The organism is Intestinimonas butyriciproducens (genome assembly GCF_004154955.1).
Classification (GTDB): Bacteria; Bacillota; Clostridia; order Oscillospirales; family Oscillospiraceae; genus Intestinimonas; species Intestinimonas butyriciproducens.
In genome coordinates this window covers 2,523,781-2,547,078 of record NZ_CP011524.1, presented here as the reverse complement: position 1 = coordinate 2,547,078, position 23,298 = coordinate 2,523,781, and the positions used below count along the sequence as shown (strand labels likewise).

Annotated in this window: 28 protein-coding genes and 1 tRNA gene; 13 read left to right on the top strand and 16 right to left on the bottom strand. The window is 59.6% G+C overall.

Annotation, left to right across the window (positions count from 1 at the left end; translation table 11 throughout):
• Window positions 1–124 precede the first annotated feature (124 nt).
• On the bottom strand, window positions 125–367 hold the full coding sequence (locus SRB521_RS12625; RefSeq protein WP_033117362.1) for an AbrB/MazE/SpoVT family DNA-binding domain-containing protein: 243 nt from the start codon (window positions 365–367) through the stop codon (window positions 125–127).
• A 207-nt stretch (window positions 368–574) separates the two neighbouring features.
• Between SRB521_RS12625 and SRB521_RS12620 the strand changes: the two genes are divergently transcribed.
• Window positions 575–1,150 (top strand): spore maturation protein A, encoded by a 576-nt coding sequence (locus tag SRB521_RS12620; RefSeq protein ID WP_075704453.1) that lies wholly within the window; start codon window positions 575–577, stop codon window positions 1,148–1,150.
• Window positions 1,151–1,162: 12 nt separating this feature from the next.
• The gene (locus SRB521_RS12615) at window positions 1,163–1,687 is read left to right on the top strand and encodes a spore maturation protein (RefSeq protein WP_242976567.1); all 525 of its coding nucleotides are present in this window, start codon (window positions 1,163–1,165) and stop codon (window positions 1,685–1,687) included.
• 44 nt (window positions 1,688–1,731) lie between these two features.
• Here SRB521_RS12615 and SRB521_RS12610 read toward each other — a convergent pair whose 3' ends face one another.
• The 4 genes from SRB521_RS12610 to SRB521_RS12595 form a co-directional block, all read right to left on the bottom strand.
• Window positions 1,732–2,841 (bottom strand): AI-2E family transporter, encoded by a 1,110-nt coding sequence (locus SRB521_RS12610; protein ID WP_058118273.1) that lies wholly within the window; start codon window positions 2,839–2,841, stop codon window positions 1,732–1,734.
• A 290-nt stretch (window positions 2,842–3,131) separates the two neighbouring features.
• Window positions 3,132–3,974: a prephenate dehydrogenase gene (locus SRB521_RS12605; RefSeq protein WP_116722129.1), complete on the bottom strand. Its 843-nt coding sequence runs from the start codon at window positions 3,972–3,974 to the stop codon at window positions 3,132–3,134.
• Between the two features lie 45 nt (window positions 3,975–4,019).
• Complete coding sequence (gene aroF / locus SRB521_RS12600) at window positions 4,020–5,036, bottom strand: 3-deoxy-7-phosphoheptulonate synthase (RefSeq protein ID WP_033117367.1); 1,017 nt, start codon at window positions 5,034–5,036, stop codon at window positions 4,020–4,022.
• Between the two features lie 274 nt (window positions 5,037–5,310).
• On the bottom strand, window positions 5,311–5,547 hold the full coding sequence (locus SRB521_RS12595; RefSeq protein ID WP_052082616.1) for a helix-turn-helix domain-containing protein: 237 nt from the start codon (window positions 5,545–5,547) through the stop codon (window positions 5,311–5,313).
• 187 nt (window positions 5,548–5,734) lie between these two features.
• Between SRB521_RS12595 and SRB521_RS16350 the strand changes: the two genes are divergently transcribed.
• A complete protein-coding gene (locus tag SRB521_RS16350) occupies window positions 5,735–5,911 on the top strand; it encodes a hypothetical protein (protein ID WP_207215974.1) in 177 nt (58 codons plus the stop codon).
• A 78-nt stretch (window positions 5,912–5,989) separates the two neighbouring features.
• Here the strand turns inward: SRB521_RS16350 and SRB521_RS16230 are convergent, their stop codons facing one another.
• Window positions 5,990–6,145 carry a hypothetical protein gene (locus SRB521_RS16230; RefSeq protein WP_156113741.1) on the bottom strand — a complete coding sequence of 52 codons (156 nt, stop codon included), beginning with the start codon at window positions 6,143–6,145 and terminating at the stop codon, window positions 5,990–5,992.
• 139 nt (window positions 6,146–6,284) lie between these two features.
• Here SRB521_RS16230 and SRB521_RS12590 point away from each other — a divergent pair, with 139 nt between their 5' ends.
• Complete coding sequence (locus SRB521_RS12590) at window positions 6,285–7,163, top strand: LysR family transcriptional regulator (protein WP_075704449.1); 879 nt, start codon at window positions 6,285–6,287, stop codon at window positions 7,161–7,163.
• Between the two features lie 63 nt (window positions 7,164–7,226).
• Window positions 7,227–7,469: a TIGR03905 family TSCPD domain-containing protein gene (locus tag SRB521_RS12585; protein WP_075704448.1), complete on the top strand. Its 243-nt coding sequence runs from the start codon at window positions 7,227–7,229 to the stop codon at window positions 7,467–7,469.
• A gap of 45 nt (window positions 7,470–7,514) precedes the next feature.
• On the opposite strand, the gene SRB521_RS12580 is transcribed toward SRB521_RS12585, so the two are convergent.
• Both SRB521_RS12580 and SRB521_RS12575 read right to left on the bottom strand, forming a co-directional pair.
• Window positions 7,515–8,270 (bottom strand): MerR family transcriptional regulator, encoded by a 756-nt coding sequence (locus SRB521_RS12580; RefSeq protein ID WP_116722128.1) that lies wholly within the window; start codon window positions 8,268–8,270, stop codon window positions 7,515–7,517.
• Between the two features lie 105 nt (window positions 8,271–8,375).
• Window positions 8,376–9,809 carry a D-alanyl-D-alanine carboxypeptidase family protein gene (locus SRB521_RS12575; protein WP_116722127.1) on the bottom strand — a complete coding sequence of 478 codons (1,434 nt, stop codon included), beginning with the start codon at window positions 9,807–9,809 and terminating at the stop codon, window positions 8,376–8,378.
• Between the two features lie 137 nt (window positions 9,810–9,946).
• Between SRB521_RS12575 and SRB521_RS12570 the strand changes: the two genes are divergently transcribed.
• The 5 genes from SRB521_RS12570 to SRB521_RS12550 all read left to right on the top strand — a co-directional run bounded on the left by SRB521_RS12570 (window position 9,947) and on the right by SRB521_RS12550 (window position 14,827).
• Window positions 9,947–10,303, top strand: a complete 357-nt coding sequence (locus SRB521_RS12570) for a ComEA family DNA-binding protein (protein ID WP_207215973.1) — start codon at window positions 9,947–9,949, stop codon at window positions 10,301–10,303.
• A 28-nt stretch (window positions 10,304–10,331) separates the two neighbouring features.
• Window positions 10,332–11,018 carry a response regulator transcription factor gene (locus tag SRB521_RS12565; RefSeq protein ID WP_033117373.1) on the top strand — a complete coding sequence of 229 codons (687 nt, stop codon included), beginning with the start codon at window positions 10,332–10,334 and terminating at the stop codon, window positions 11,016–11,018.
• Window positions 11,019–11,119: 101 nt separating this feature from the next.
• Entirely contained in the window at window positions 11,120–12,529 is a 1,410-nt protein-coding gene (locus tag SRB521_RS12560; protein WP_242976562.1) for a sensor histidine kinase, read from the top strand.
• A complete protein-coding gene (locus tag SRB521_RS12555; protein WP_116722125.1) occupies window positions 12,526–13,458 on the top strand; it encodes a GerMN domain-containing protein in 933 nt (310 codons plus the stop codon). Before SRB521_RS12560 ends, SRB521_RS12555 begins: the two co-directional genes overlap by 4 nt.
• Window positions 13,459–13,543: 85 nt before the next feature.
• Window positions 13,544–14,827 (top strand): O-acetylhomoserine aminocarboxypropyltransferase/cysteine synthase family protein, encoded by a 1,284-nt coding sequence (locus SRB521_RS12550; protein WP_116722124.1) that lies wholly within the window; start codon window positions 13,544–13,546, stop codon window positions 14,825–14,827.
• A gap of 86 nt (window positions 14,828–14,913) precedes the next feature.
• Here SRB521_RS12550 and SRB521_RS12545 read toward each other — a convergent pair whose 3' ends face one another.
• Together SRB521_RS12545 and spo0A are read right to left on the bottom strand one after the other, a co-directional pair.
• Window positions 14,914–15,453, bottom strand: coding sequence for a flavodoxin family protein (locus SRB521_RS12545; RefSeq protein WP_116722195.1), 540 nt, complete (start codon window positions 15,451–15,453; stop codon window positions 14,914–14,916).
• 280 nt (window positions 15,454–15,733) lie between these two features.
• Window positions 15,734–16,504: a sporulation transcription factor Spo0A gene (gene spo0A / locus SRB521_RS12540; RefSeq protein ID WP_116722123.1), complete on the bottom strand. Its 771-nt coding sequence runs from the start codon at window positions 16,502–16,504 to the stop codon at window positions 15,734–15,736.
• Window positions 16,505–16,782: 278 nt separating this feature from the next.
• On the opposite strand from spo0A, the gene SRB521_RS12535 reads away from it, so the two are divergent.
• A complete protein-coding gene (locus tag SRB521_RS12535) occupies window positions 16,783–17,151 on the top strand; it encodes a winged helix-turn-helix domain-containing protein (RefSeq protein ID WP_116722122.1) in 369 nt (122 codons plus the stop codon).
• A 121-nt stretch (window positions 17,152–17,272) separates the two neighbouring features.
• Here SRB521_RS12535 and spoIVB read toward each other — a convergent pair whose 3' ends face one another.
• The gene (gene spoIVB, locus SRB521_RS12530; RefSeq protein WP_058118265.1) at window positions 17,273–18,382 is read right to left on the bottom strand and encodes a SpoIVB peptidase; all 1,110 of its coding nucleotides are present in this window, start codon (window positions 18,380–18,382) and stop codon (window positions 17,273–17,275) included.
• 272 nt (window positions 18,383–18,654) lie between these two features.
• Between spoIVB and SRB521_RS12525 the strand changes: the two genes are divergently transcribed.
• Together SRB521_RS12525 and SRB521_RS12520 are read left to right on the top strand one after the other, a co-directional pair.
• Window positions 18,655–19,176 (top strand): DUF6512 family protein, encoded by a 522-nt coding sequence (locus SRB521_RS12525; RefSeq protein WP_116722121.1) that lies wholly within the window; start codon window positions 18,655–18,657, stop codon window positions 19,174–19,176.
• Between the two features lie 125 nt (window positions 19,177–19,301).
• Window positions 19,302–19,378, top strand: a tRNA-Arg gene (locus tag SRB521_RS12520).
• 285 nt (window positions 19,379–19,663) lie between these two features.
• Here SRB521_RS12520 and SRB521_RS12515 read toward each other — a convergent pair.
• The 5 genes from SRB521_RS12515 to SRB521_RS16225 form a co-directional block, all read right to left on the bottom strand.
• On the bottom strand, window positions 19,664–21,097 hold the full coding sequence (locus SRB521_RS12515; protein WP_116722120.1) for an amidase: 1,434 nt from the start codon (window positions 21,095–21,097) through the stop codon (window positions 19,664–19,666).
• Window positions 21,098–21,106: 9 nt separating this feature from the next.
• Window positions 21,107–21,313 carry a hypothetical protein gene (locus SRB521_RS12510; RefSeq protein WP_116722119.1) on the bottom strand — a complete coding sequence of 69 codons (207 nt, stop codon included), beginning with the start codon at window positions 21,311–21,313 and terminating at the stop codon, window positions 21,107–21,109.
• Between the two features lie 64 nt (window positions 21,314–21,377).
• Window positions 21,378–22,781 (bottom strand): amidase, encoded by a 1,404-nt coding sequence (locus tag SRB521_RS12505; RefSeq protein ID WP_116722118.1) that lies wholly within the window; start codon window positions 22,779–22,781, stop codon window positions 21,378–21,380.
• 5 nt (window positions 22,782–22,786) lie between these two features.
• Window positions 22,787–22,993, bottom strand: a complete 207-nt coding sequence (locus tag SRB521_RS12500) for a hypothetical protein (RefSeq protein WP_075704439.1) — start codon at window positions 22,991–22,993, stop codon at window positions 22,787–22,789.
• A gap of 142 nt (window positions 22,994–23,135) precedes the next feature.
• Complete coding sequence (locus tag SRB521_RS16225) at window positions 23,136–23,285, bottom strand: hypothetical protein (protein ID WP_156113742.1); 150 nt, start codon at window positions 23,283–23,285, stop codon at window positions 23,136–23,138.
• Window positions 23,286–23,298 lie beyond the last annotated feature (13 nt).

Sequence of the window (23,298 nt, the reverse complement as noted above, 5' to 3'; positions counted from 1 at the left end):
TACATATAGTATAGTAATAAAAAAATATCACGCCTATATAATCACTCGCCTGTAAAAGAGTAAAAATCCACAAAAACCGGGGCCGTTGATACGGCCCCGGTTTTTTGCAGCCTCAAAAGAGGAGTTACTTTTCCATCAGCTCGCGAATGCAGTTGGGACATACGTTTTTGCCCTTGAAGTTGATCACATCTTTTGCATCATCGCAAAAAATGCAGGCGGGCTGGTACTTTTTCAGCACAATGGAGGCGCCGTCCACATAAATCTCTAGGGAGTCCTTTTCCGCGATGTCCAATGTGCGGCGAAGCTCGATCGGAAGAACGATCCGTCCGAGCTCGTCGACTTTACGTACAATACCAGTGGATTTCATAATGAATTCATGCTCCTTCCCAGATATTGGAAACAGTAATCTTGCAAATAGACCAATATCTGACAGTATTATAACATGGGGTATAGATTTGTCAATCGAAATCTGGAAACTCATGAGAATTTTTGTAACACGGTGAAAGGTTTTCCCCGGAGGTATTTTTGAAGTGGGACATGCGTATAGATGAGTGTTGAAAGTGAGGGCGGCGCTATGGCAATGACAATCATCTGGACCGGCATGGTGGTGCTATCCGTGCTGTGTGGGCTGGCGACGGGGCGGGGGCCCGCAGTGGCTGCGGCGGCCATGGAGGGGGCGGCGGCAGGGGTGGAGCTGTGTCTGTCCATGGCCGGCGTGCTCTGTCTTTGGATGGGCGTGATGGAGGTCATGAAGCGGTCCGGATTGTCGGATAAGCTCTCACGGCTCCTGATGCCGGTGCTCAGAAGGCTTTATCCGGCCTTTGCCCGGGACAGAGAGGTGATGGACACCATCTCCGCCAATGTATCGGCGAACCTGCTGGGACTGGGCAATGCGGCCACGCCCCTGGGCCTGGAAGCGGCCCGGAAGATGAGCAGGAAGACGCCGGGTGTGGCCTCTGACGGCCTGTGCATGCTGGTGGTGTGCAACACGGCCTCCATCCAACTCATCCCCACCACCGTGGCGGCGGTACGGGCCGTGGCGGGATGTGCGGCGCCCTTCGATATTCTGCCCGCCGTCTGGCTGGCCTCCGCCATCTCGGTCTCGGTGGGGATCCTGGCCGCCAAGTTATTTTCCAAAGTTTGGAGGTAGGGGGTGAGCGGAGTGGAATTGATGCTCAACATGATGGTGCCCTTTATCATTGCAGTGGTGGCCCTGTACGGGATGCTGCACAGGGTGGATGTGTATGACGCGCTGGTCTGCGGGGCAGGGGATGGGCTGGGGGTGCTGATCCGGATCGTGCCGCCTCTCATCGGTCTGCTGACGGCGGTCTATATGCTCCGCGCCTCCGGGGCGCTGGAACTGGCGGCGGGACTGCTGGGCCCCATCCTGGAGCGACTGGGGATTCCGGCCGAGACCGTCGCGCTGCTGCTGGTACGGCCGGTGAGCGGCAGCGCGGCCCTGGGGGTGGGGGCCGACCTCATCCAGACCTACGGCCCGGACTCGCTGGTGGGGCGCACAGCTGCGGTGATGCTGGGGTCCACGGAGACGACCTTCTATACCATCGCCGTCTACTTTGGCGCGGCGGGGATCGTAAAGACCCGCTATGCGGTACCGGCGGCGCTGTGTGCCGACTTGGCGGGGTTTATAGGCGCGTCCTGGGCCGTGCGGGTCCTGTTCTATGGATAGAGAAGCGGCCTGCCTTAAAGGCAGGCCGCTTCTCTATCTCAGGTTTACACAGTATCCAGGCGCTTGCGGACATCCCTGCGCAAAAGCGTGTAGAGAACGGAGGCCACCGGCACGCTGAGGAGCATCCCCAAAAAGCCGAAGAGTCCGCCTCCTACCGTGACGGCAGCCAGCACCCAGATGCCGGGCAGGCCCAACGAGGTGCCCACCACTCTGGGGTAGATGACATTCCCTTCAAACTGCTGGAGACAGACCAGGAAGACGAGGAAGATGACCGCCTTCATGGGATCGATCATCACCAGCAACAGGGCCGAGGTAAAGGCGCCCACGTAAGCGCCCACAATGGGCACCAATGCGGATACGCCGATGAGCACGCCGATGAGAAGGGGGTAGTCCAAACGGAGGATCACCATGCCGGCGAAGGTGAGCGCGCCCAGAATGCAGGCCTCCGTGACCTGCCCGGTGACAAATTTGCTGAAGGTGCCCGCTGTGAGAGCGGTCACGTCCAGCACCGCGTCGTACACCGGGCCCGGCACATAGGCCCGGAGCACCCGGCGGCATTGGGCGAGCAGGCGGTCCTTCCCCGAGAGCATGTAGATGGAAAATACCAGGGAGAGGACCAGGGTGACCACAATGGAGACCAGATTGCTGGTGAGGCTGAGAAGCTGGGGCACGGCGTTGGAGATGGCGGACAGGACGGTGCTGAGCAGATCCTTGATCATCTGGTCGAGGCGGCTCAGGTCCAATTCCTCCAGGTGAAAATAGGCCACCAAGGTGTTGATCCACTCCTGTGCCTGGGCCATATAGCTGTTCAGGTTGGAGAGGAAACGCTCCATACTGCTGACGAGCTGTGGGATGACGAAGGCGAACACAGCGGTAACTACGCCGAACAGCAGGACATAGGACAGCGTTACGGCCAGCGGGGCACTGGCCTTGGAAAGACGGGTCCCCTTCAGCGCGTGGTCAAAGGCCCCGTGGAAAAAGGCGCAGGGCCGGCTGAGGACAAAGGCAATGGCGAACCCCAGAAAGAGGGGAGTGAAGTTGGACAGGATATTGGCGCATACGCGCCACAGATCGTCAAAACGGACGATGACGAAGATGAGCCCCACGGTAAAAGTGATGAGAAGCAGCAGACTGCGGAAAAGTTTTTTGTCCATCCGGATACTCCTATCTGACAAAACCCAACGAATGGTTTGATGGATGCCGCGGCGCGTGGATGCGCCAAAAAGGCGCGCAATTGCGCAAGAACACTATATCATCCCATGGCGGTCGAAGTCAAGAAAAGGAGGCGGAAGACAGGGCCGCGCCGTTGCGGCCTCGATATACATCAAAATTTTGAACCACAAATTTACTGCGATCCGCCAGAAGGTCGGCGCAAAACTGTCATAATCCATACGAGCCGGACGGCGCGGTCCTGTCTTCAGATTTTCGAAAGGGACAGGGCGGCTCACTCCAGGTTCATATGACGCTTCCGGTCGGCGGACCAGGCCAATTTCTCCGCAAGTGCGGCGGTGTCGCCGGACGCTATGACCTCGCGGTAGGCGCGCAGGTTGTCCTCCAGATTGCGGATAACCTTGCAGAGAGCGGGCGCGTTCATAGAGAAAAGCTCGGTCCACAGAGGCACGTCCAGGGCGGCCACCCGGGTACAATCCCGAAAAGAGCCGCCTTCGAAGCCCTTGCAGTCGAAGAGGTCGGGATCGTCACACACCGCCACGGCCATGATGTGCATGACCTGGCTGGTATAGGCGATGATGGCGTCGTGCTTGGCGGTGGTGGTGTTGACCACGTCGCGGCAGCCGATGTGGTCGGCGATACGGTGGAGCAGATCCACGTGTTCCGGGCGGCTCTGGGGGCGGGGGGTGATGATGTAGTGCGCGCCGCGGAAGAGAGCGCCGTCGGCGTGAAAGATGCCGGAGGTCTCCTTGCCCGCCATGGGATGGCTTCCGATGAAATCCACCTCATCGGGAAGGACGGCCGCTGCGTCCACGATGGCGGTTTTGATACCGCATACGTCGGTGACCAGGGTGCCGGGCCGGAAGCACGCCCGGTAGGTGGAGAGAAAGTCCACGATGCCGCGGGGGTGGAGACACAGATAGACCACATCTGCAGTGCTGACCGCCTGGCCCGCGTCGGTGCTCAGGTAGTCGGCCACGCCATGGGTACGGGCAAATTCCAGTGTGGCGGGGTCCCGGTCCACCCCCACAATCTCATAGTCCTCAAAGCCCTTCAGGGCCATAGCCATGGATCCTCCGATCAGCCCTAGACCGATGATGGCAATGCGCTTGCACATGGAAAAGACCTCCAGAAAATAGAAATAGGGGATGCCACCGGAGCCTTACAGGCTGCGGCCCACGCATTGGGCCAGGGCACCCAGCCTGCCCATCAGGGCGTCGAACTGGTCCGGAGTGATGGACTGCGCACCGTCGCATTTGGCGTGAGGAGGATCGTTGTGGACCTCAATGATCAGACCGTCCGCCCCAGCGGCCACGGCCGCCATACTCATCCGTTCTACCATCCAGGCCTGGCCGCAGGCATGGGAGGGGTCCACCACCACGGGGAGATGGGAGAGTTTCTTGACCGCCAGCACGGCAGAGAGGTCCAGCGTGTTGCGGGTAAAAGTCTCGAAGGTGCGGATGCCGCGTTCGCAGAGAATCACGCGGTCGTTGCCGCCGGCCATGATGTACTCCGCCGACATGAGCCACTCCTCGATGGTGGAGGAGAGGCCCCGCTTGAGCAGGATGGGCTTGGTGGTATGGCCGAGCTGCTTGAGCAGATCAAAATTCTGCATGTTCCGGGCGCCCACCTGGATAACGTCCACGCACATCTCGAACATCTCGATGTTGTCGGTGGACATGATCTCCGTCACAATGGGCAGTCCGGTGGCCGCCTTGGCCTCCTGGAGGAGACGGATCCCCTCGTTGCCCATGCCCTGGAAGGCGTAAGGTGAGGTGCGGGGTTTGAAGGCACCGCCTCGCAGCGCGGCCGCCCCGCTCCGTTTCACGGACTCGGCCACCCCTACGATCTGCTCTTCGCTCTCCACGGAGCAGGGCCCGGCGATGACCGCAAGACGATCCCCGCCCACTGTGGCGCTGTTGCCCAGATCGATCACTGTGTTGTCCGGGTGGTATTTCCGATTTGCCTTCTTGTAGGGCTCGCTGACCCGCATGACACGATCCACGCCGGGGAGCATGGATACCTTTTCCTGGTCAATACGGGAGGCATCTCCCTCCGCACCCAGAATGGTGGTTTCGGAGCCCTTGGATACCATGACCTTGACGCCGCCAGCCTCCATGGCCTTGACAGCACTCTCCAACTGATCGGTGGTAAAACCGGCCTTCATAATGACGACCATACACTCAAATCCTTTCTGATGCATAAAATAAAACCGCGGCAAGCCCAAATGGCTCGCCGCGGTCCGGGTCCAAAAGCAATCCGTCCGTGAAGCGCCGACTATGGGCATGCAAAACCGCCGTTACCATAATAATAGTAACGGTAGCAATACCCATAAGCATGACGGCTCAAAGACTTCATGGAGGACACACTTCCTTCTATCCATAAACTTTAACACTGTTTGCTGCTAAAGTCAAGAGACGGTCTGAATTTCCTGCCGGAAATTTTATGTGGATTCAGTCTTCTTCCAGAAACTTACTGGGGGGAACCCCCAGCGCATCCGACATAGAAAAAAGGGTATCCAACGAGATGCCCTTCAGTGTGGCCCCGTTGTTGGCCTCCACCTGACTGATAAAGGACCAGCTTTTCCCGATCAGTTCGGCAAACTGCTCCTGCGTATACCCTTTTCTCTTGCGGTAATAGGCAATGCGCAAACCAAGCAGACGGTAGCGCTCCCGGTATTTTTCATGCACGATTTCCACCCCATATAATCCTAACTTAATTCCGAGAGGATTATTACCGCCCATCAGTGTTTTATTATTTACTTTTAGCGAGTAATATGTTATTATTAGTGAGAGAATAGGGTTTTGAGAGGGGGAGACCGCAACGGACCTGCTAGAATACCTGCAGAAAAAGACGGGGTGCCTTTATCTGTCGGATTTGCATACACCGGAAGTCAGAGAACGGGCGCTTGCCGAGGCGCTGTTGCTGAAAAAAGAACGTTTTCCGATTTCGCAGTGGAGAGAGGCGGCCCGGTATCTGTTGGAGAGCGCGGCGGAGGATGCGACTATGGAGGAGATTCGGGCGCAGTTCAAGGCAGCCGCTGAAAACAAGTAAAAAGGGAAGGGGCCGCGGCGACTGCCGCGGCCCCTTCCCTTTGAAAAAGAGGGTGGGATTTGGTTTGCTGAAGTGTGATCAAGGACGGAACATCATGCCCACGGCCCGCCAGGGGCTTCCGGACCAGTAAGCGGACCTGGCGCCCAGGGAGCACCAGTCCTTCTTCCAAAGCCGCTCATGGCCCACCTGGACCTGGGGCTGTACACGGTTCATCGCGCTTTTGTTCCATTTCATGACTTGACGCTCCTTTCCGGTCTGTACGGCATTTGCCTCTTGTCTTCCTCTTGTGATTATTATACAATGGCATTAAGCATTACACAAACGACTCTTTCTCATTGATTGCATTCTGAAATAGAATGATAGGAGGCGGGGCATGGACATCGGAAAATATCGGGCACTGCTGCGGACTGTGGAGATGGGAAATATCACCCGGGCGGCGGAGGAGCTGGGCTACACCCAGAGCGCAGTAAGCCGGATCATCGCCGATCTGGAGCAGGAGTGGGGAGTGACGCTGCTGACCAGAGGCAGGATGGGCGTGGTCCTCAGCTCTGCCGGGGAGGCGCTGCTGCCCCATCTAAGGGCAGTGTGCAATGCGGACCGGGAGCTCCTGGAGGAGGTGGACCAACTCCACGGACTCACCCGGGGCACCATTCGGGTGGGGACATTCAACAGTATTTCGGTCCACTGGCTGCCCCGGCTCATGAAAACCTTTCTGGAGCGATATCCGGGGATCCGATTCGAGGTCATGACCCATATTGAGTATCGGGAGATTGAGGAGTGGGTGGCGGGAGGCCATGTGGACTGTGGCTTTATCGCTCTGCCCAGCGCCCTCACGCTGGATACGGTGTTTCTCCGCCGAGACCGGCATATGGCGGTGCTGCCGCTGGATCACCCATTGGCTGGAGAGGAGAGCTATCCCATCAGCCGCTTTGCTGAGGACTCTTTCATTAAATTGGAGGATGACCGGGACCGCGAGATCGTGCAGATTTTTGAGCGATATCAGGTAAAGCCCAACCTCCAGTATCGGGTAAACGACGACTATGCGGCCATTGCTATGGTGGAGAACGGGCTGGGGGTGAGCGTACTCACGGAGCTGGTGTTGCAGCGCACTCCGTACGGCGTGGCGGTAAAGCCGTTGGACCCGCCGCAATTTCGGGATATCGGCCTGGCAGTGCGCAGCCGCCGGTCCGCCTCGCCGGCCACGGCCCGGTTCCTGGACCATGTGGAGCGCTGGGCCACCGAAGGGATTTGACAGCGGGTCCCGGCGGAGGTATAATAATACCGCCAAAATCTAAGGAGACGGGAGTACGCCGCAATGACGATTACCTATAAGACGAAGGGGACCTGTTCCTCCAAAATGACCGCCGAGGTGGAGGACGGTGTGATCCGCTCTCTCAAGGTGGAGGGAGGCTGTGACGGCAATCTCCAGGGCATCTCCAAGCTGGTGGTCGGAATGCAGGTGGAGGATGTGATTGAGCGGCTGGAGGGCATCCGCTGTGGTCGCAAGGCGACCTCGTGTCCCGACCAACTGGCCCGGGCCCTGAAACAGGCTCTTTGAATCAACTGGCGGCGCATCTGGGAACAGATGCGCCGCCGGTCTTTTTTATTGAATGTGGGCCTCAATGGCGGCCCGCAGGAAGGCCGCGCAGCCGGGGAGCACGCGGTCATAATAGGCGGTGAACCGCTCGTCCTCGGTATACATGGCGGCCAGCATCCGGTGTGCTTCCGGGCTGTACCGGCGCTCCTCCCAGGAGTGGGAAAGCCAGGTTTTGTGCCGCATGGCCAGGTCCAGCCCCACGTCCCCGGCCGGATCGGCCCCGGTCCGGACCGCGGCCTCCAGTCTGCTCCGGATCTCTTCCTCCAGCGTGGTCATCGCCCAATACTGCTCCTGTGTAAGCTGCGCGGTCCGGGCATTGGCGCGGTCCATGACTTCATTTCCATAGCGGGCACGCACCTCTGCGCCGTAGGTCTCCTCGTTTTCTCTGATTACTTTTTGTTTAAAACATTCGAATTTTTCCAGATCTGACATCACACTGTCCCCTTTTAAAGTCTTTTTTACGGTCAGAATGAGAGCATCCAGCCGGATACGGCGGGCCTCCAGGGCGGCGAGGTGGCTCTGCAGCGCCGCCTCACGGTCAAAGGCCGGATCATCCAGCAGTCTGCGGATGGCAGAGAGCTCCAGCCCCAGCTCTCGGTAAAAGAGGATCTGCTGGAGCCGGTCCACCTCCTGCGGACCATAGAGCCGATAGCCTGCGTCGGTACGTCGAAGGGGCTTGAGCAGCCCCTCCAAGTCGTACCAGCGCAGGGTCTTGGGCGTGACGCCCGAGAGGGCTGCGAGCTGCTTGACAGTATATTCCATGGAACACATGCCTCCTGACAAGGGGAGTATAGCCCCTGCCGTAACGGCAAGGTCAAGATAAAAATTGGGGGCGCGGCTGACGCGTCCCCAATTCTTGAACCGGTGTCATCGCCTGCGGCGGCCGCTGTAGCGGCCGCCGCTATAGCCGCCCCGGCGGCGGGAGCCGTATCTGCGGCGGCGTCCGAAGAGCAGCCAGCGCAGCAGCAGCACAGCCGCCAGCACCAGTACCACGACCAGCAGGATTTTTACCCAGAGCTGGTCAAAAAAACGCTTGACCTGGTCCAGACGGTAGAGAAGCTCCGAACGCGCCACGCTGTCCACGGCCACCAAGTCCAGAGAACCGTATACCGTATCTCCGTTGGAGACCGTGACCTTGCCCACGATCTGACCCTTGTCCACGGGGGCCTCCAGGCTCTCGGCGTTGAACTCGGGCGTCACCTGGAAATCCGCCGGGTCCAGATCGTTGGGGAGGATCGCCTCGATTTCCCCCGATGCCTGGGCCCCGACATAGTTGGCGTCCCGGGAGAGCGTGACGGGAATGGTGCCTCCAAAATAGGTGCTGTCCAAAAGCGTTTTGGTGGAGAAGCTGCTGAATCCCCATTGGAGGAGCCGCTTGCTCTCGGAGAAGGACTGCCGCAGAGTGGTGCCGTCGGACTGCGCAATGTTTTCCGCACCCAAAACGACCGAGATGAGGTTCCGGCCGTCCTTGGAGGCGGAGGCGGCCAGGCACTGGCCGGCCTCCGGCGTGGAGCCTGTTTTGATGCCGGTGGCATATTCATAATAGTAGCCGGTGATCCTCCAGGTGGAGACTAGGGCGTTGGTATCGTGGAGTTCTCTGGCCTCATGGAGGTTGGTGGCGGGCACTGTGTAGCTCTTGGCGGTGACGATGGTACGGAAGGTTTCGTGCTGCATCGCCTCCCGACACATAAGGGCGATGTCGTAGGCCGTGGTGTAGTGCCCCTCGTTGTGATAGCCATGGGTGTTGGCAAAGTGGGTGTCCTCCATGCCCAGCTCGCCTGCCCGCTGATTCATCAGGGCCACAAAGTCGTCCACACTGCCGGAGACCGCTTGGGCCAGAACATTGCAGGCCTCATTGGCGGAGGCGGTGAGGGCGCAGTAGAGAACGTCCTCCAGCCGGATCTGTTCCCCCTCCTTGATATTTTGAGTGGAACTGCCGTCGCCCACCTCGCGGTTAACCTCGGAGCCCACGGTGATCACGTCGTTCAGGGACAGCTCACCGCGATCCACGGCCTCGATGGCCAGCATGGCGGTCATGACCTTGGTGATGCTGGCAGGATAGCGCTGCTCATGGGCATTCTGATCGAAGAGCACGGTGCCCGTGTCGGCGTCCACCAGGATGGCGGCTGCAGCCTCAATGTGCATGTCACTGAGCAGTTGGCTCTCCACCGGCGCCTTTGGCGTGACCACCGCCGGCGTGGCCTCGGGAGGGGCGCTCTGCGCGGCGAGAGCGGTGGGGAGGGTGAGTCCGGCGGCGAGGGCCAGGGCCAGAAGAGAGCGGAAAAGACGATATTTTTTCATTAGGAAACTCCTATAAACTGTGGTATAATAGCAACGATCCATGCGTCTGCGGATGGGCGGCGCGCGGAAATATTATACCAGACGAACGCACACCGTGCAACCGGGTGGAGGAGGTGGGCGACATAAAAATTTCAACTTTGGAAAAGGCGCTTCTGGGCCTTACCGCCGCCTTTCTGCTGATGACGACCGGATATTTCCTGGGTGCGCGCAGCGCCGCGGACCCCTACCGGGTGGACACGCAGCATCCGGCTGCCGCTGAGATCGCCACTCCGTCAGAGGCGCCGCCCGCCGCGCCGGAGGGCGCGGTCAATATCAACACCGCCACCGCGGCCGAGTTGGAGACCCTTCCCGGGATCGGGGAGAAACGGGCGGCGGATATCGTGGCGGACCGGGCGGCAAACGGCCCCTTCCGGATTCCGGAGGACCTCACAAGGGTGAAAGGGATCGGAGAGGGTACGCTGGCGGGACTTATCGAGTATATCACCGTAGAATAAACAGGATGCTGGCAGTGGAGGGTGTGCAATGGCGAAAATCTTAGTGGTTGACGACGAAAAGGTACTGGTAAAGGGCATCAAATTCAATCTGGAAAACGAGGGCTATGAGGTCGAGGTGGGCTATGACGGTGAACAGGCGGTGGAGCTGGCCCGGAACGGCGGCTTCGATCTCGTCATCCTAGACCTGATGATGCCCAAGATCGATGGACTCCAGGCCTGTATGCGCATCCGGGAGTTCTCTAACGTGCCCGTCATCATGCTGACGGCCCGGAGCGAGGATACCGACAAGATCATCGGGTTCGAGTGCGGAGCGGACGACTACATCACCAAACCCTTCAATATTCTGGAGCTCAAGGCCCGCATCCGGGCCATGCTCCGCAGGGCGGGCGCTTCCGGACAGAAGGACAAGGCCTCCCGTGTGCAGCAGGGCCACATTGTTTTGGATACGGATGAGCGCTCGGCCTGGCGGGACGGGGTGCCGGTGGAGCTCACTGCCAAGGAGTTCGACCTCATGGAGCTGCTGATGCGCAACCCCGGCCGGGTCTACAGCCGGGAGAACCTGCTGAACATCGTGTGGGGCTACGAGTACGCGGGCGAGTACCGCACCGTGGATGTACACATTCGCCGGCTGCGGGAGAAGCTGGAGCTGGACCCCGCCAATCCGGAGTATATCCTGACCAAATGGGGCGTGGGGTACTATCTGAAAAGCACCTGAAAAAGGCCGGACCGCGGCGGAGAAGAGGGAGGTGGCGAGCGGTGGAGGAAGCGGAAAAGACCCGGAAGACGGAAAAAACCCCATTCCGGCGGTCCATACAATTGAAATTTGCCCTAAGCTATATCGTCATCATCGCGGCGGTGCTGGCGCTGCTGAATACCTATCCGGTGCTGGTCTCTCAGGATCTGGTGTTCCATTCCAAGGCTAGCCTGCTCCAGTCTCAGGCCACGGTCATCGCAAACTCACTGGCGCTGTCGGCCACCCTGACCGCCGACACGGTGCGGGAATATATCGACGGCTCCCTCATGGGCTCTCTGGACAACGCCGGACGCATCCGTATTCTGGTCACGGACCCTTCCGCACGGGTGCTCTATGACAGCGATGAATACCGGGCCACGCAGAACCGCTATGCCCTGCTCAGCGAGGTGACGGCGGCGCTGAAAGGGTACGACGTGGCGGCTTCGGAATATCGGGACGGGGCCTTTCGCAGCAGAGCCGCCACGCCCGTCATGTACCGGGGCGTCACCATCGGCGCGGTCTATGTCTATGAAAACGACGCCGACCAGGCGCGGCTGCTCACCGATATCCAGAGCAACCTGCGTACCATTTCCATCGTCATCTGTGTGGTGGTGCTCATTATGAGCATTGTCTTTTCCAAGGCCCTCACCCGACGGATCGGCGACCTGCTGCGGGCCATCCGGATCGTACGGGAGGGCGAGTACAGCCACCGGGTGAGTATTCGCGGCGGTGATGAGCTCAGCCAGTTGGCCGGGGAGTTCAACCAGCTCACGGACCGACTCCAGACCACTGAGGAGGTCCGCCGCCGCTTTGTTTCCGATGCCTCTCACGAGCTCAAGACACCGCTGGCCTCGATCCGGCTGCTCACCGATTCCATCCTCCAGACGGAGGAGATGGACATGCCGACCGTAAAGGATTTCGTCTCCGACATCGGCGAGGAGGCGGGACGGCTCACCCGCATTTCGGAAAAACTCCTCACGCTCACCCGCATGGACAGCGCCGCACCGCTTGAGCGCGTGCCGGTCAACGTGAGGGATGTGTTGGAAAAGGTGAGACATATGCTCACCCCACTGGCGGAGGAGAGCCGGATCACGGTGGAGACCGAGCTGGCGGAGGATTGTGTGGTGCTCGCCACCGAGGACGACCTCTATCAGATCGCCTTCAACTTGATGGAAAACGCAGTCAAATACAATGTGCCCGGCGGTCGGGTGATGGTGTCCCTCCGGGGAATGGGTGATCTGGTGCTCCTCACGGTAGAGGACACGGGCGTCGGAATCCCCGAGGCCGATCTGCCCAAGATATTCGACCGCTTCTACCGGGTGGACAAGGCCCGCTCCCGCGCTGCGGGCGGCACAGGGCTGGGGCTCTCCATTGTGCGGGATACGGCCAGACAGCACGGCGGAGCCGTCACCGTCTGCCGCCGTGAGCCGGAAGGCACCCGCTTTGAGGTGGCCTTTCCCCGCTATGAGCCGAAGGGAGGCGAGGAGAGATGAGCAGACGGCTGCTGGCCCTGTACTGCGCGCTCCTGCTGCTTCTGCCGGCCTGCAAGCAGGGAGGGGAGGCGGGCCAGAGCGGCAATGGCGGGTATCAGGTCTACTTTGCCGTCCCCTTCGGGGGAGAAGACGACCCCGGAGAGGCGGGGGGGACGGCCGTGGCCAGCGAGATCCGAAGGCTGCCGGAGGGGGCCGACATCCCCGGAGGACTGATGGAATGCCTGCTCTCCGGCCCGGTCTCAGACGATCTGGCTTCCCCGTTCCCGGAGGGCGTGTACCTTCTGTCCCAGCCCACTGTGGAGGAGGGCGTGTGCCGGGTCAACCTCTCGGAAAAGTACGGCGGACTCTCCGGGGTGGAGCTGACGCTGGCTGATTACTGCATCGTTCTCACGCTCTGCCAGGTGCCCGGGGTGGAAGCGGTCTCCATCGATGTGGAGGGCTCGCCCATCCCCTATCGAGACCGTCAGCTCCTGCGGAGCAGCGATGTGGTCCTCTCAGGCGGCGAGGACCAGCCGCTCTATCTGACAGTGAAGCTGTTTTTCCCGCGGAGGAGCGGAGGACTCGCAGCAGAGGAGCGAAATGTGCTGCTCACCGAGCAGGACACCCCCGTCACCGCGGTGCTGAACGCACTGCTGTCGGGGCCCGAGACCCAGGGGCTTTTCTTCCCCTTTCCGGAAGAGGCCCATATTCTCTCCGCCTGGGTGGAGAACGGAAACTGCTATGTGGATTTTGACGCCCCCTTCTTGGACCGGGAGCCGGAGTCTGCGGCCCAGGCCCAGCAGCTCCTGTACGCCATTGTGAATACCCTCTGCCAGCTCCCGGATGTGGGGGCGGTCCAGATCCTGGTGGAGGGGGAGGCGCCGGAGCGGTATGGTGAGATCCCCACCTCCTCGCCGCTGGAGGCAAACAAGGACCTGGTGGTGGATTGAGTCAGATTTTGATTGACAACGCCCGGGGACCCGAGTAGGATATTTTCATATATTTTGCCCCATATGCCTGAAAGGATGATGTCCCATGTCCGAGTATCAGCCCAGTACCAACTGCCTCCACGCGGGCTACGTCCCCGGGAGTGGAGAACCCCGCAACATTCCCATTGTCCAGTCCACCACCTTCCGGTATGCCACCGGGGAGGCCATGGGGGCCCTCTTCGATCTGGAGGCCGAGGGTTATTTTTACACCCGGCTCCAGAATCCCACCAACGACCAGGTGGCGGCGAAGATCTGCGCCCTGGAGGGCGGCACCGCCGCCATGCTCACCTCCTCCGGCCAGGCGGCGAATTTCTTTGCCATCTTTAATATCGCCTCCTGCGGCGACCATGTGGTGGCCTCCTCCGCCATCTACGGCGGCACCTTCAACCTCTTCGCCGTCACCATGAAGCGTATGGGGATCGACTTCACCTTTGTGGGGCCGGACTGCACGGAAGAGGAGCTGGAGGCGGCGTTCCGTCCCAATACCAAGGCGGTCTTTGGCGAGACCATCGCCAACCCGGCCCTCACTGTACTGGATATTGAAAAGTTTGCGCGGTGCGCCCACGCCCATGGCGTCCCGCTCATTGTGGACAACACCTTCCCCACTCCCATCCACTGCCGGCCCTTCCAGTGGGGCGCGGATATCGTGACCCACTCCACCACTAAATATATGGACGGCCATGCCAACGCGGTGGGCGGCGCCATCGTGGATTCCGGGAAATTCGATTGGAACCGGTATGCCGACAAGTTCCCCGGACTTACCACGCCGGATGAGAGCTATCACGGCATCACATATACCGCGCGGTTCGGCCTGGGGGGCGCGTACATCACCAAGGCTACGGCGCAGCTGATGCGGGACTTTGGCGCCACCCCGGCCCCCATGAACTCCTATTTTCTCAACGTGGGCCTGGAGACCCTGCCCCTGCGGGTGGAGAAACACTGTGCGAACGCCCAGGCCGCGGCGGAGTTTTTGGTGAGCCACCCCAAGGTGGCGTGGGTCAACTATCCCGGCCTTCCCGGCAATCCGTACTACGCCCTTGCACGGAAATATATGCCGGACGGCACCTGCGGCGTGGTTTCCTTCGGCGTGCAGGGAGGACGTGAAGCGGCTTCCCGGTTCATGGCGGGGCTGAAGCTGGCATCCATTGCCACCCATGTGGCCGACGCGAAGACCTGTGTTCTGCATCCCGCGTCCACCACGCACCGGCAGATGAACGACGAGGAGCTGCTGGCCGCGGGCGTCTCCGCCGACCTGGTGCGCCTTTCGGTGGGCATCGAGGACCCGGCAGATATCCTGGCAGACCTCGAACAGGCCCTGGCTCTGGTGTGAGAGAGTACCCATACCGATCAAAAGAAGACCCTCCGGCGATTGATCGCCGGAGGGTCTTCTTTTGATCGAAAAGAGCGCCCGAGGAATCAGACGGCCTTTCCCATTTCATACGCCTGCTGTACCGCAGGGGTGCGGAGAATGTCCCCCTTTTCCCAGGCGCCCACGCCGTAGAGGATACCCTTCTCGAACGCCCGGTCCAGGCAATCGAGTGTAAAGCCGCGAAGGCCCTCCACGGTCTTTTCCAAATTGGCGCGCTCCGTGTCGGCGGCGGTTATAATGTAATAAAATTCTTTGTCCGTCATCTCTGTATAACGGGGAACCGTCCGGTCGATCAGGGTTTTCATCTGGCCGTCCATGGTGTAGAAATAGACCGGTGTGGCCAAGACGATTACATCGGCAGCCACCATTTTGTCGAGGATTTCCGCCATGTCGTCCTTCTGCACGCATCGGTGTGTATGGTTGCAGACACCGCAGCCTGTGCAGTAATGGATGTTTTTGTCACGAAGGAAGATCTTTTCCACCGAATGGCCGGCCTCCGTGGCGCCGCGCAGGAAGGTGTCGCACAGGACATCCGAGTTACCGCCCTTGCGGGGACTTGCTGACAGGATCAAAACTTTCTTGCTCATAAACACGTGCGTCCTTTCTAAAAATATGACCTGGATACCGATCCCTTCGGTCCCGATGCATACCCGAGGCGGGCGGGGCGACCCGCTGAATAGCGCGCGCGTCCACGCCGGAGGGGGCCCCGAACAGGAGGGATACCGGCATTGTAATCCCTGGAGCGCACTCCAAGTCAAGCGCTTTTTTGAAGGATTGGAAAACACACCCGCACAATAGAGAACTCCCGTCCCAGGCGGTTGGAAGCCGCGCGGGCCGGGAGCTCTCCGGGAAAATTTGTAATTGGAGTTACTTTTCTTTGCGCTGGAGCTGGAGACGGTCGGCGATCATAGCAATGAACTCAGAATTCGTGGGCTTGCCCTTGGCGTTGGAGACGGTATAGCCGAAATACTTTTGCAGGGTCTCCAGATCGCCGCGGTCCCAAGCCACCTCGATGGCGTGACGGATGGCGCGCTCCACCCGGGATGCGGTGGTATTGAAGCGCTTGGCCACTTCGGGATAGAGGATCTTGGTGACGGCATTGATGACGTCCATATTCTCCACTGTCATGATGATGGCCTCGCGGAGGTACTGATAGCCTTTGATATGTGCGGGAACGCCGATCTCGTGGATGATGGAGGTCACAGACGCCTCCAGGCTCTGATGGGGACGGCTGGAGAGGCGGTCGGGGAACTCGTCCTCGCCATGGAGGGGAGTGGTGATTTGGCGGATGCGCTCCACGGCAGAGGAGAGCTTGCATGGCTTCATCAGGCAATAGTTGGCGCCCCGGGCCAGGGCCAGCTCCGTGGTACCGCCTCGGGCCAGGGCGGAGAGCACCATCACCTTGGGACGTCCGGCGGCATCGAGCGCAGCCAGAACATCCAGACCATCCATGTGAGAGAGGATCAGATCCATCACCAGGATATCCGGCTTGCAGGAGCGGACCAACTCCACTGCGCGCTCGCCGTCGTCGGTGGTCCCCACGACCTCCATATCTCCCTCTTCGCTCAAAGCCTCAATCAGCGCGTCGCGAAAAACCACGTCCGCGTCGGCAATCAGAATACGCTTTTTGCTTTCCATGTCGACTCCCTTTCCAGCAGAACTCCCTGCTCTCTGATTTGCGCCCAACCTTTCGGTTGTGCCATGACCATAATTTACCACAATCAGACAGCAAACGCAACCCTTTTTTTCCAGCTTATGGGAAAATATTTTTGCAGTGCTGTCTAAAAGATACGAAAGTGCCCCCGAAAAGAAAGCGGATCAAACGGATAGATCAGGGGCTCGCGTTCGAGAGACCGGTTGATTTTTGAGGGCGGGGCCGATATAATACAGGCGAGAACAGGAGGAGGGAGACCGGAATGGCGGAAGCGGCATTCACCTTGAAGCTTTCCCCGCGGCTGTTCTGGGGAGGAGAAAAGTGTTTTGGCCCCGGAATTGCAGAATTGCTGGAGGGGGTGGACCGGGAGGGTTCCCTCCGCGCGGCGGCGTGCGGGATGGGAATGGCCTACTCAAAGGCATGGACGGCGCTGCGCCGGTGTGAAGAAACTCTGAAGGTCCCCCTTTTGGAGCGAAAGACCGGAGGGCGCAGCGGAGGACATTCCAGACTCACGGCAGAGGGACGATTTTTATTGGAAGAATACCGGAGGCTGGAGCGCCGTCTCTCACAGGAGGGAAGCGGCCTGGCGGATGCGTTCAGCAGGGCGTGGGAAGCCTTTCGCACCCAATAGGGATGAAAGGCTGTGGCGGGAAGATATCTGTAAAGGGGAGGCTGCCGCTGGGAATATCCCAGGGCAGTCTCCTTTTCTCTGCCCCCGACCGCTCAGAAGGCGGTGGGAACGGGCAGAAGGGTTATGACGCCTTTGTCCCGGTTTGAAGGCCGGATTCGGCCAGCATGTGTTCGGCCAGTATGCCATAGCCGCTTGTGGGGTCGTTCACAAGCACATGGGTCACCGCGCCGATCAGCTTTCCGTTTTGCAGAATGGGGCTGCCGCTCATCCCCTGGACGATGCCTCCGGTGGCCTCCAGCAGACGGGGGTCCGTAACCTTGATCATCAGGTCGCGGGTATCGTGACTGCCGGACGGAAAGACCTTGGTAATTTCAACCGTATACTCCTCCACGGTATTCCCCGCGATATTGGATAAAATAGTGGCGGAACCCACCTTTACCTCTTTTCGGGCGGCCACCGGCATGGGTTCGAGACCGTCCACAAGGCTCTGATCGGTCAATGTGCCGAAGATCCCGCCCGGCGTATTGGCGAGCAGGTCGCCCATATCCTGCGAGACCTGGAAGGCGCCGTGGAGTTCACCAGGTTGACCGGCCTCTCCCTTTTTTACGTCGGAGACGGAGGCATACATGATCGAACCGGACTCCAGCGGCATGAGAAGAGCGGTGTCTACATCATTGATGCCATGGCCCAGCGCGCCGAAAAGCCCGGTATCCGGGTCGTAGAAGCTCATGGTTCCAATGCCGGCCATGGAGTCCCGGATCCAGGCGCCGAGCCGGTAGCTGCCGTCAGAACAGGCCACGGCCTGGGCGGTGAATTGGACCTGTTTCTCTCCACGCATGGCGCGGATGCTCATTTTGTCTCCCTCCAGATCCTGAAGCACATCCCGGACCTGCTCAATGGTGTCCACCTGGGTATCGTTGATATGCGTAATGATATCGCCCTGGCGGAGTCCGCAGTCCTTGGCCGGGGTGGAAGCGCCGTCGGAGCTTGGCACCTCGGCCAGACCCACGACCATCACCCCATCGGAAAACAGCTTGATCCCCACGGCGCGACCCATGGGGATCAACTGCCGCTGTGCATTCCCCTGCGCCAGCACAGGCACGGCCTCTTCCGCCCGGGCCCTGGAGCCGAAGCTCAGAAGGAAGAGGGCAGCCGCAGTGCCCAGCGCCAGGAGGCGCAGGGCCAGGAGGACCGAAAGGGTCCAGGGCTGAGTCTGTTCCTCATCTCTCATAATATCACCCCTTTTAAAAAATGAAAACAGCGTGAAGCAATTTTGCCCCCGCTGTGATTTAATATGGCCGCTTTCTGAAGAAAAAAGCGGCGGCGCGGCTGGCAATGAAACACACCTTTGGTATGGTGAGAGTTGGAAATCGGGCAGGCGGCGGGCTTATGCGCCGGTCGAGGCGGCGATTTCTGTTAAATAAATAAAAAAAGGAAATGCGGCATACTCCGGACAGGGCGGTACATATGCTCTATTGACAAGTTCTGAGGGAGGGATCACCCATGCGGAAGCTGCCAAAAAAGCTGTTGACGGCCTTTGTCGTAACCACCCTGGCGGGCGCGTGCCTGCATTTTTTGTATGTGCTGCTGCCGAATCCGGTCACTGCGCTGCTGGCACCGGTCAATGAGAGTCTGTGGGAACACCTGAAAATCTTCTTTTGGCCTTATCTGGCGGCCGCGCTGCTGCTCACCAGGGGAGGAGAGCGGGGCTGCCGTGCGCCGTGGATGCTCTCCGCCCTGCTGCTGTGCGTCGTCATGCTGTGCGCGGGGTACTTCTATCACATCATTCTGGGTGGGGAGCGGTTGGCGGTGGATCTGGGACTCTATGTGCTGCTGATGGCCGCAGGATTTCTTCTGCCCGGCGTGTTCTGCCGTGTGGGCGAGCGGACGGGGGTAAGGGACATCATTCTTCTGCTCACCGTGACGATGGCCGGAGCAATTGCGATTTTTACATTCCTGCCGCCGGATCATATTCTTTTTACCGACCTCTCAGGGGTCAATACGTGGGCGACCATTCCATATTAAACTGAAATAAAAACCATGTGAGGGCGCGGCATTCCGCCCCCTCACATGGTTTTTGCAAAAAAGGCTCTTTACAAACCCGGAAAAGGTTGCTATAATAATCTAGCGCATTGAGAGATGCATTGCGCGCGCCCGTAGCGCAATTGGATAGAGCGTCAGATTCCGGTTCTGAAGGCTGGGGGTTCGAGTCCCTTCGGGCGTACCACGTCGGAGCAAGCGTCATATCGCTTGCTCCGACTCATTTTATGAGTCAGAGCGCGCTCATTTTGTGGCTCCTCCCTTCCAAATCACAACCACTGTGCTGGGGTGTGATTTGATGGGGAAAACGGTCTGCCGAAATAGCCTATTTATCGCATTGGGGCATAAAAATACCCACACCATTTTGGTGCGGGTCAGCCTGTCGAGAAAGCCTTGAAATCCTAGAACCACTAGGATTTCAAGGCTTTCTTGTTTTTGAACCAGACCTTCGAAATGAGAAGCTTTTGGGAGCCTAGCAGCATGATTCCGGCTGGATGCCGGGCAGCCGGTCATAGAGGTGGAAAACGGACTCAAAGGCGGCGCCCGCCTGGTAACAGACATCCTCGCGGAAGGCGTCTCCCAAAAGCTGGAGGCCAACAGGGAGGCCACGCTCATCCAGACCACAGGGAAGGGTCAGCGCGGGAAGGCCGGTGGTGGGGGCATAGCAGACATAGGTGCCGGACAGGGGCAAAACATTTTCTTTTACCCCGTGGATGATGAGTTCATAATCTCCAATGGGCACTGCGGTAAAAGGCAGCGTGGGAAAGAGAAGCAGGTCCACCTGTTCACGGAACAGGGTGCGGAACTGTTCCCGCAGCCACCGGCGGTACCGCTGTGCGTGAACATAGGTGGTTCCGGAGATGAACTCTCCGGCCTGAAAGAGAACCCGTACGTCATCTCCGTAATCCAATGGGCATGTCCGCAGATTTTTCTGATGGAAAGAGGTGGCCTCCACATAGCAGACGGCGGACCATGCTTTGGGCATCAGCTCCAGGCGGTCCACGCGGCATTTCACGATTTCGGCTCCCAGGCTGCGGAAGGTCTCCAGCGCACGTTGCACTGCGGCAACAACAGCGGGCTGATCTTTCTGGAACAACACCTCCGGCAGAATGCCGATACGAAGGCCCTTCACACCGCGGTCAATGGTCCGGGAAAAATCGTCGCCGGGGCGCTTGGCGGTTGACGGATCACCGGGCTCCTCACCCGCCAGGACTCCCAGCATAAGGGCATTGTCACGGATGCTGCGGGTGATGGGGCCGCAGGCGTCCAAGCTCCAGGCCAGAGGAACGATACCGTTGAGGCTCACCCGGCCGATGGTGGGGCGCATCCCTACCAGGCCGCATACGCCGGAAGGCAGGCGGATGGAGCCTCCGGTGTCTGTACCAAGGGAGGCCAGGGAGGTTGCGTTGGCCACTGAGGCCGCAGAACCGCCGCTGGAGCCGCAGCAGAACCGCGCAGGGTCCCAGGGGTTGCGGGCCGCGCCGAACATAGGGGAGTCAGTGGTAGCGCCCTGGGCAAATTCATGCATGACGGTTTTCCCGATGATGACCGCTCCGGCGGCCTTCAGCCGCCGCACCACCACGGCGTCCTCGGTGGGATAATTGTCCCGATATACCTGACTACAGGCAGTGGTGCGCAGTCCTTTCACGTTGATGTTATCCTTCAGAGAGACCGGGATCCCATGGAGGGGGCCGAGAAAACGCCCGGCAGCCTGCATCTCTGTCAATGCGCGGGCGGAAGACCGCGCAGCATCGGCATAGACTTCAGCAAACGAACGAAATTTCGCTTCCGTCTCTTCAATGCGCGACAAATAAGCATCCACCAGTTCCAGGGGCGTGACCTCTTTTCCAGCGATCAGGACCTGTGCCTGTGCCAAGGAGAGTCGGAGCAGTTCCTGATGTGTCATGGCTTCTGTTCACCTCCCCTCTTCCATGGATACGATGAAAGCTGGAAAAACACCATTGTACTCCGGTTTCTCCATCTCTTCCCTTAGATCGTTGGCGTCGTTGAGCCATCCCTCTACCGTGGCACGGGTGGCCTCGCGGGTGGCGTCGTCCAGCGGCAAGCCGATTCGCGCCGCGATCTGTTCCATCTCTGTGACAGAAAAGAAAACTCGATCCACAAAAACGCTCCTTTCTGCGGTGCTCCTTTTTCTCTGTGGGAGAGAAGAGCGCTATCAGTTCCGTTCAGTGGAACGCGGGCAACTGCTCATAGAGGTTAAACGCCGTTTCAAAAGCGGCGCCGATGCGGTAAAGCGTTGCCTCGTCGAAAGGACGGCCCAGAAGCTGCATCCCAATCGGCAGGCCCTCATGATCCAATCCGCAGGGGATGTTCAGTGCGGGCAAACCCGTCAGACTGGCGATACAGGTAAAGAAAGCGTCCATATCACGGATACTTTTGCTGGCGCCGTAGAGCTCGCTGAGCTTGAGCGCGGTGCAGGGGATGGTGGGGAACAAAAAGGCGTCCACTTCGCGGAATTTGGCGCGAAACTCCTCTATGATGCATTGGCGCAAACGCATGGCCTGAAGGTAGAAGGTGGCGGGCAGAAATTCTCCGGCAGCCAGCAGGGTGCGGACATCGCCGCCGTAGTCCTCGGGCCGTGCCCGGATGTCTCTCTGGTGGTAGGCGCTTCCCTCCGCCGAGTTCAGGATGAGCCAGGCGGTCATAGCGTCGTCCAGGTAGTCGAATCGGCACGCTACGATCTCGGCACCCAGAGAGCGGAACACGTTGGCGGCCTCCTCCACTCCCGCATCCACGTCCGGCTGGCTCACCCTATGCATAAGCTGGGGAATCATGCCGATCCGCAGATGATTGACGCCCAGCTCCAGATCGGCGGTATAGTCGCAGGTGCACTTTTCCGAGCAGCCGGGGTCTTTGAAATCGTGGCCGGCGATGACACCCAACATCACAGCATTGTCCCGGACCGAGCGGGTCATGGGGCCGCAGGTGTCCATCGTCCAGCCGCAGGGAATGATTCCAGTGTTTGGGACACGTCCTATGGTAGGGCGCATTCCCACGATGCCGTTGACCGCTGCGGGAAGACGGACGGAGCCGCCGGTATCCGTACCTAGGGCGCCCAAAGCGGTGCCGCCGGCCACCGCCGCACCGGAACCCCCGCTGGAACCGGCACAGTATCGCTCCAGATCCCAGGGGTTGTGCGAGGCACCGAAATGGGGACTGTCTGTGGTCCCACCCCAGGCAAATTCATGCATGTTGGTATGGCCGATGATGACCGCGCCGGCAGATTTGAGCCGAGCCGCCACGGTAGCGTCACGGGAGGCGACGTGGTTGCTGCGGATCTTACTGGAGGCGGTGGAGCGGAAGCCTTTCAAATCGATGTTGTCTTTGAGCGCGATGGGAATTCCATGCAGGGGCCCCAGCGGAAGGCCGGCGGCCTGCAGCGCCGTGAGCCCCTCGGCCGCTTGGCGCGCAGCCTCCTCGTGGACGGTGACATAGGCGTTGTAGGCCGGCTCCTTTTCGTGCAGGCGCTCCAGATAGGCGTCCAACAGCTCCGAAGGCGTAACGGTGAGATGTTCGATCTCGTCCCGTGCCTGTACCAATGAGAGATGGAGCAGTTCCTGATGTTTCATGGACTTCACCTCACGGAGATGACAATCGCCGGAGCGACATCGTCAAATTTATGATCCGACATACGATCTATAAAAGGCAGCATTTGCTGATACCAGCTCTCCACCTTTGCACGGATGTCCTCCTCTGCCACCTGGCCTGTCGGGAGAAGAAGCTTTTCCCCCATGACGCTGAGATCTTCCGATGAGACTGTAACCGACAGTTCTTTCTGCATGACAGTCACTCCTTATAGATTGCTCCGCCGAGGGAGCGTCTAAGCAGGACGAAGTCAGAGCACCCGCATGCGAGGGCCCTGACTCGTCCTGGCCGGTCCGTGCAGCTCGCAGAAAAGCCGAGCCGCACGGGCCGGTGTATGGCTATTCTTTTTTTGCGGAATCGGCAGCCTGCTCTTTCTTGAACTTTGAAGCGTCACGGAGAACGGTAAACAACAAGTATGCCAAGGCGCAAAGCCCCCAAATGGGTACGCCCCACATCCAAATTTGGAAGATGATTAATGGCAGACGCATCACAATACCTCCT

Excerpts from the sequence above, each read along its gene's own strand:
- SRB521_RS12625 (WP_033117362.1), bottom strand. The coding sequence starts at position 367 with ATGAAATCCACTGGTATTGTACGTAAAGTCGACGAGCTCGGACGGATC.
- SRB521_RS12555 (WP_116722125.1), top strand. The coding sequence starts at position 12,526 with ATGAGCAGACGGCTGCTGGCCCTGTACTGCGCGCTCCTGCTGCTTCTG.
- SRB521_RS16225 (WP_156113742.1), bottom strand. The coding sequence starts at position 23,285 with ATGCGTCTGCCATTAATCATCTTCCAAATTTGGATGTGGGGCGTACCC.
- SRB521_RS12535 (WP_116722122.1), top strand. The coding sequence starts at position 16,783 with ATGGCGGAAGCGGCATTCACCTTGAAGCTTTCCCCGCGGCTGTTCTGG.
- SRB521_RS16230 (WP_156113741.1), bottom strand. The coding sequence starts at position 6,145 with ATGAAATGGAACAAAAGCGCGATGAACCGTGTACAGCCCCAGGTCCAG.
- SRB521_RS12500 (WP_075704439.1), bottom strand. The coding sequence starts at position 22,993 with ATGCAGAAAGAACTGTCGGTTACAGTCTCATCGGAAGATCTCAGCGTC.
- SRB521_RS12585 (WP_075704448.1), top strand. The coding sequence starts at position 7,227 with ATGACGATTACCTATAAGACGAAGGGGACCTGTTCCTCCAAAATGACC.
- spoIVB (WP_058118265.1), bottom strand. The coding sequence starts at position 18,382 with ATGAGAGATGAGGAACAGACTCAGCCCTGGACCCTTTCGGTCCTCCTG.
- spo0A (WP_116722123.1), bottom strand. The coding sequence starts at position 16,504 with ATGGAAAGCAAAAAGCGTATTCTGATTGCCGACGCGGACGTGGTTTTT.
- SRB521_RS12525 (WP_116722121.1), top strand. The coding sequence starts at position 18,655 with ATGCGGAAGCTGCCAAAAAAGCTGTTGACGGCCTTTGTCGTAACCACC.
- SRB521_RS12620 (WP_075704453.1), top strand. The coding sequence starts at position 575 with ATGGCAATGACAATCATCTGGACCGGCATGGTGGTGCTATCCGTGCTG.
- SRB521_RS12545 (WP_116722195.1), bottom strand. The coding sequence starts at position 15,453 with ATGAGCAAGAAAGTTTTGATCCTGTCAGCAAGTCCCCGCAAGGGCGGT.
- SRB521_RS12505 (WP_116722118.1), bottom strand. The coding sequence starts at position 22,781 with ATGAAACATCAGGAACTGCTCCATCTCTCATTGGTACAGGCACGGGAC.
- SRB521_RS12590 (WP_075704449.1), top strand. The coding sequence starts at position 6,285 with ATGGACATCGGAAAATATCGGGCACTGCTGCGGACTGTGGAGATGGGA.
- SRB521_RS12605 (WP_116722129.1), bottom strand. The coding sequence starts at position 3,974 with ATGTGCAAGCGCATTGCCATCATCGGTCTAGGGCTGATCGGAGGATCC.
- SRB521_RS12565 (WP_033117373.1), top strand. The coding sequence starts at position 10,332 with ATGGCGAAAATCTTAGTGGTTGACGACGAAAAGGTACTGGTAAAGGGC.
- aroF (WP_033117367.1), bottom strand. The coding sequence starts at position 5,036 with ATGGTCGTCATTATGAAGGCCGGTTTTACCACCGATCAGTTGGAGAGT.
- SRB521_RS12575 (WP_116722127.1), bottom strand. The coding sequence starts at position 9,809 with ATGAAAAAATATCGTCTTTTCCGCTCTCTTCTGGCCCTGGCCCTCGCC.
- SRB521_RS12515 (WP_116722120.1), bottom strand. The coding sequence starts at position 21,097 with ATGACACATCAGGAACTGCTCCGACTCTCCTTGGCACAGGCACAGGTC.
- SRB521_RS12610 (WP_058118273.1), bottom strand. The coding sequence starts at position 2,841 with ATGGACAAAAAACTTTTCCGCAGTCTGCTGCTTCTCATCACTTTTACC.
- SRB521_RS12550 (WP_116722124.1), top strand. The coding sequence starts at position 13,544 with ATGTCCGAGTATCAGCCCAGTACCAACTGCCTCCACGCGGGCTACGTC.
- SRB521_RS12580 (WP_116722128.1), bottom strand. The coding sequence starts at position 8,270 with ATGGAATATACTGTCAAGCAGCTCGCAGCCCTCTCGGGCGTCACGCCC.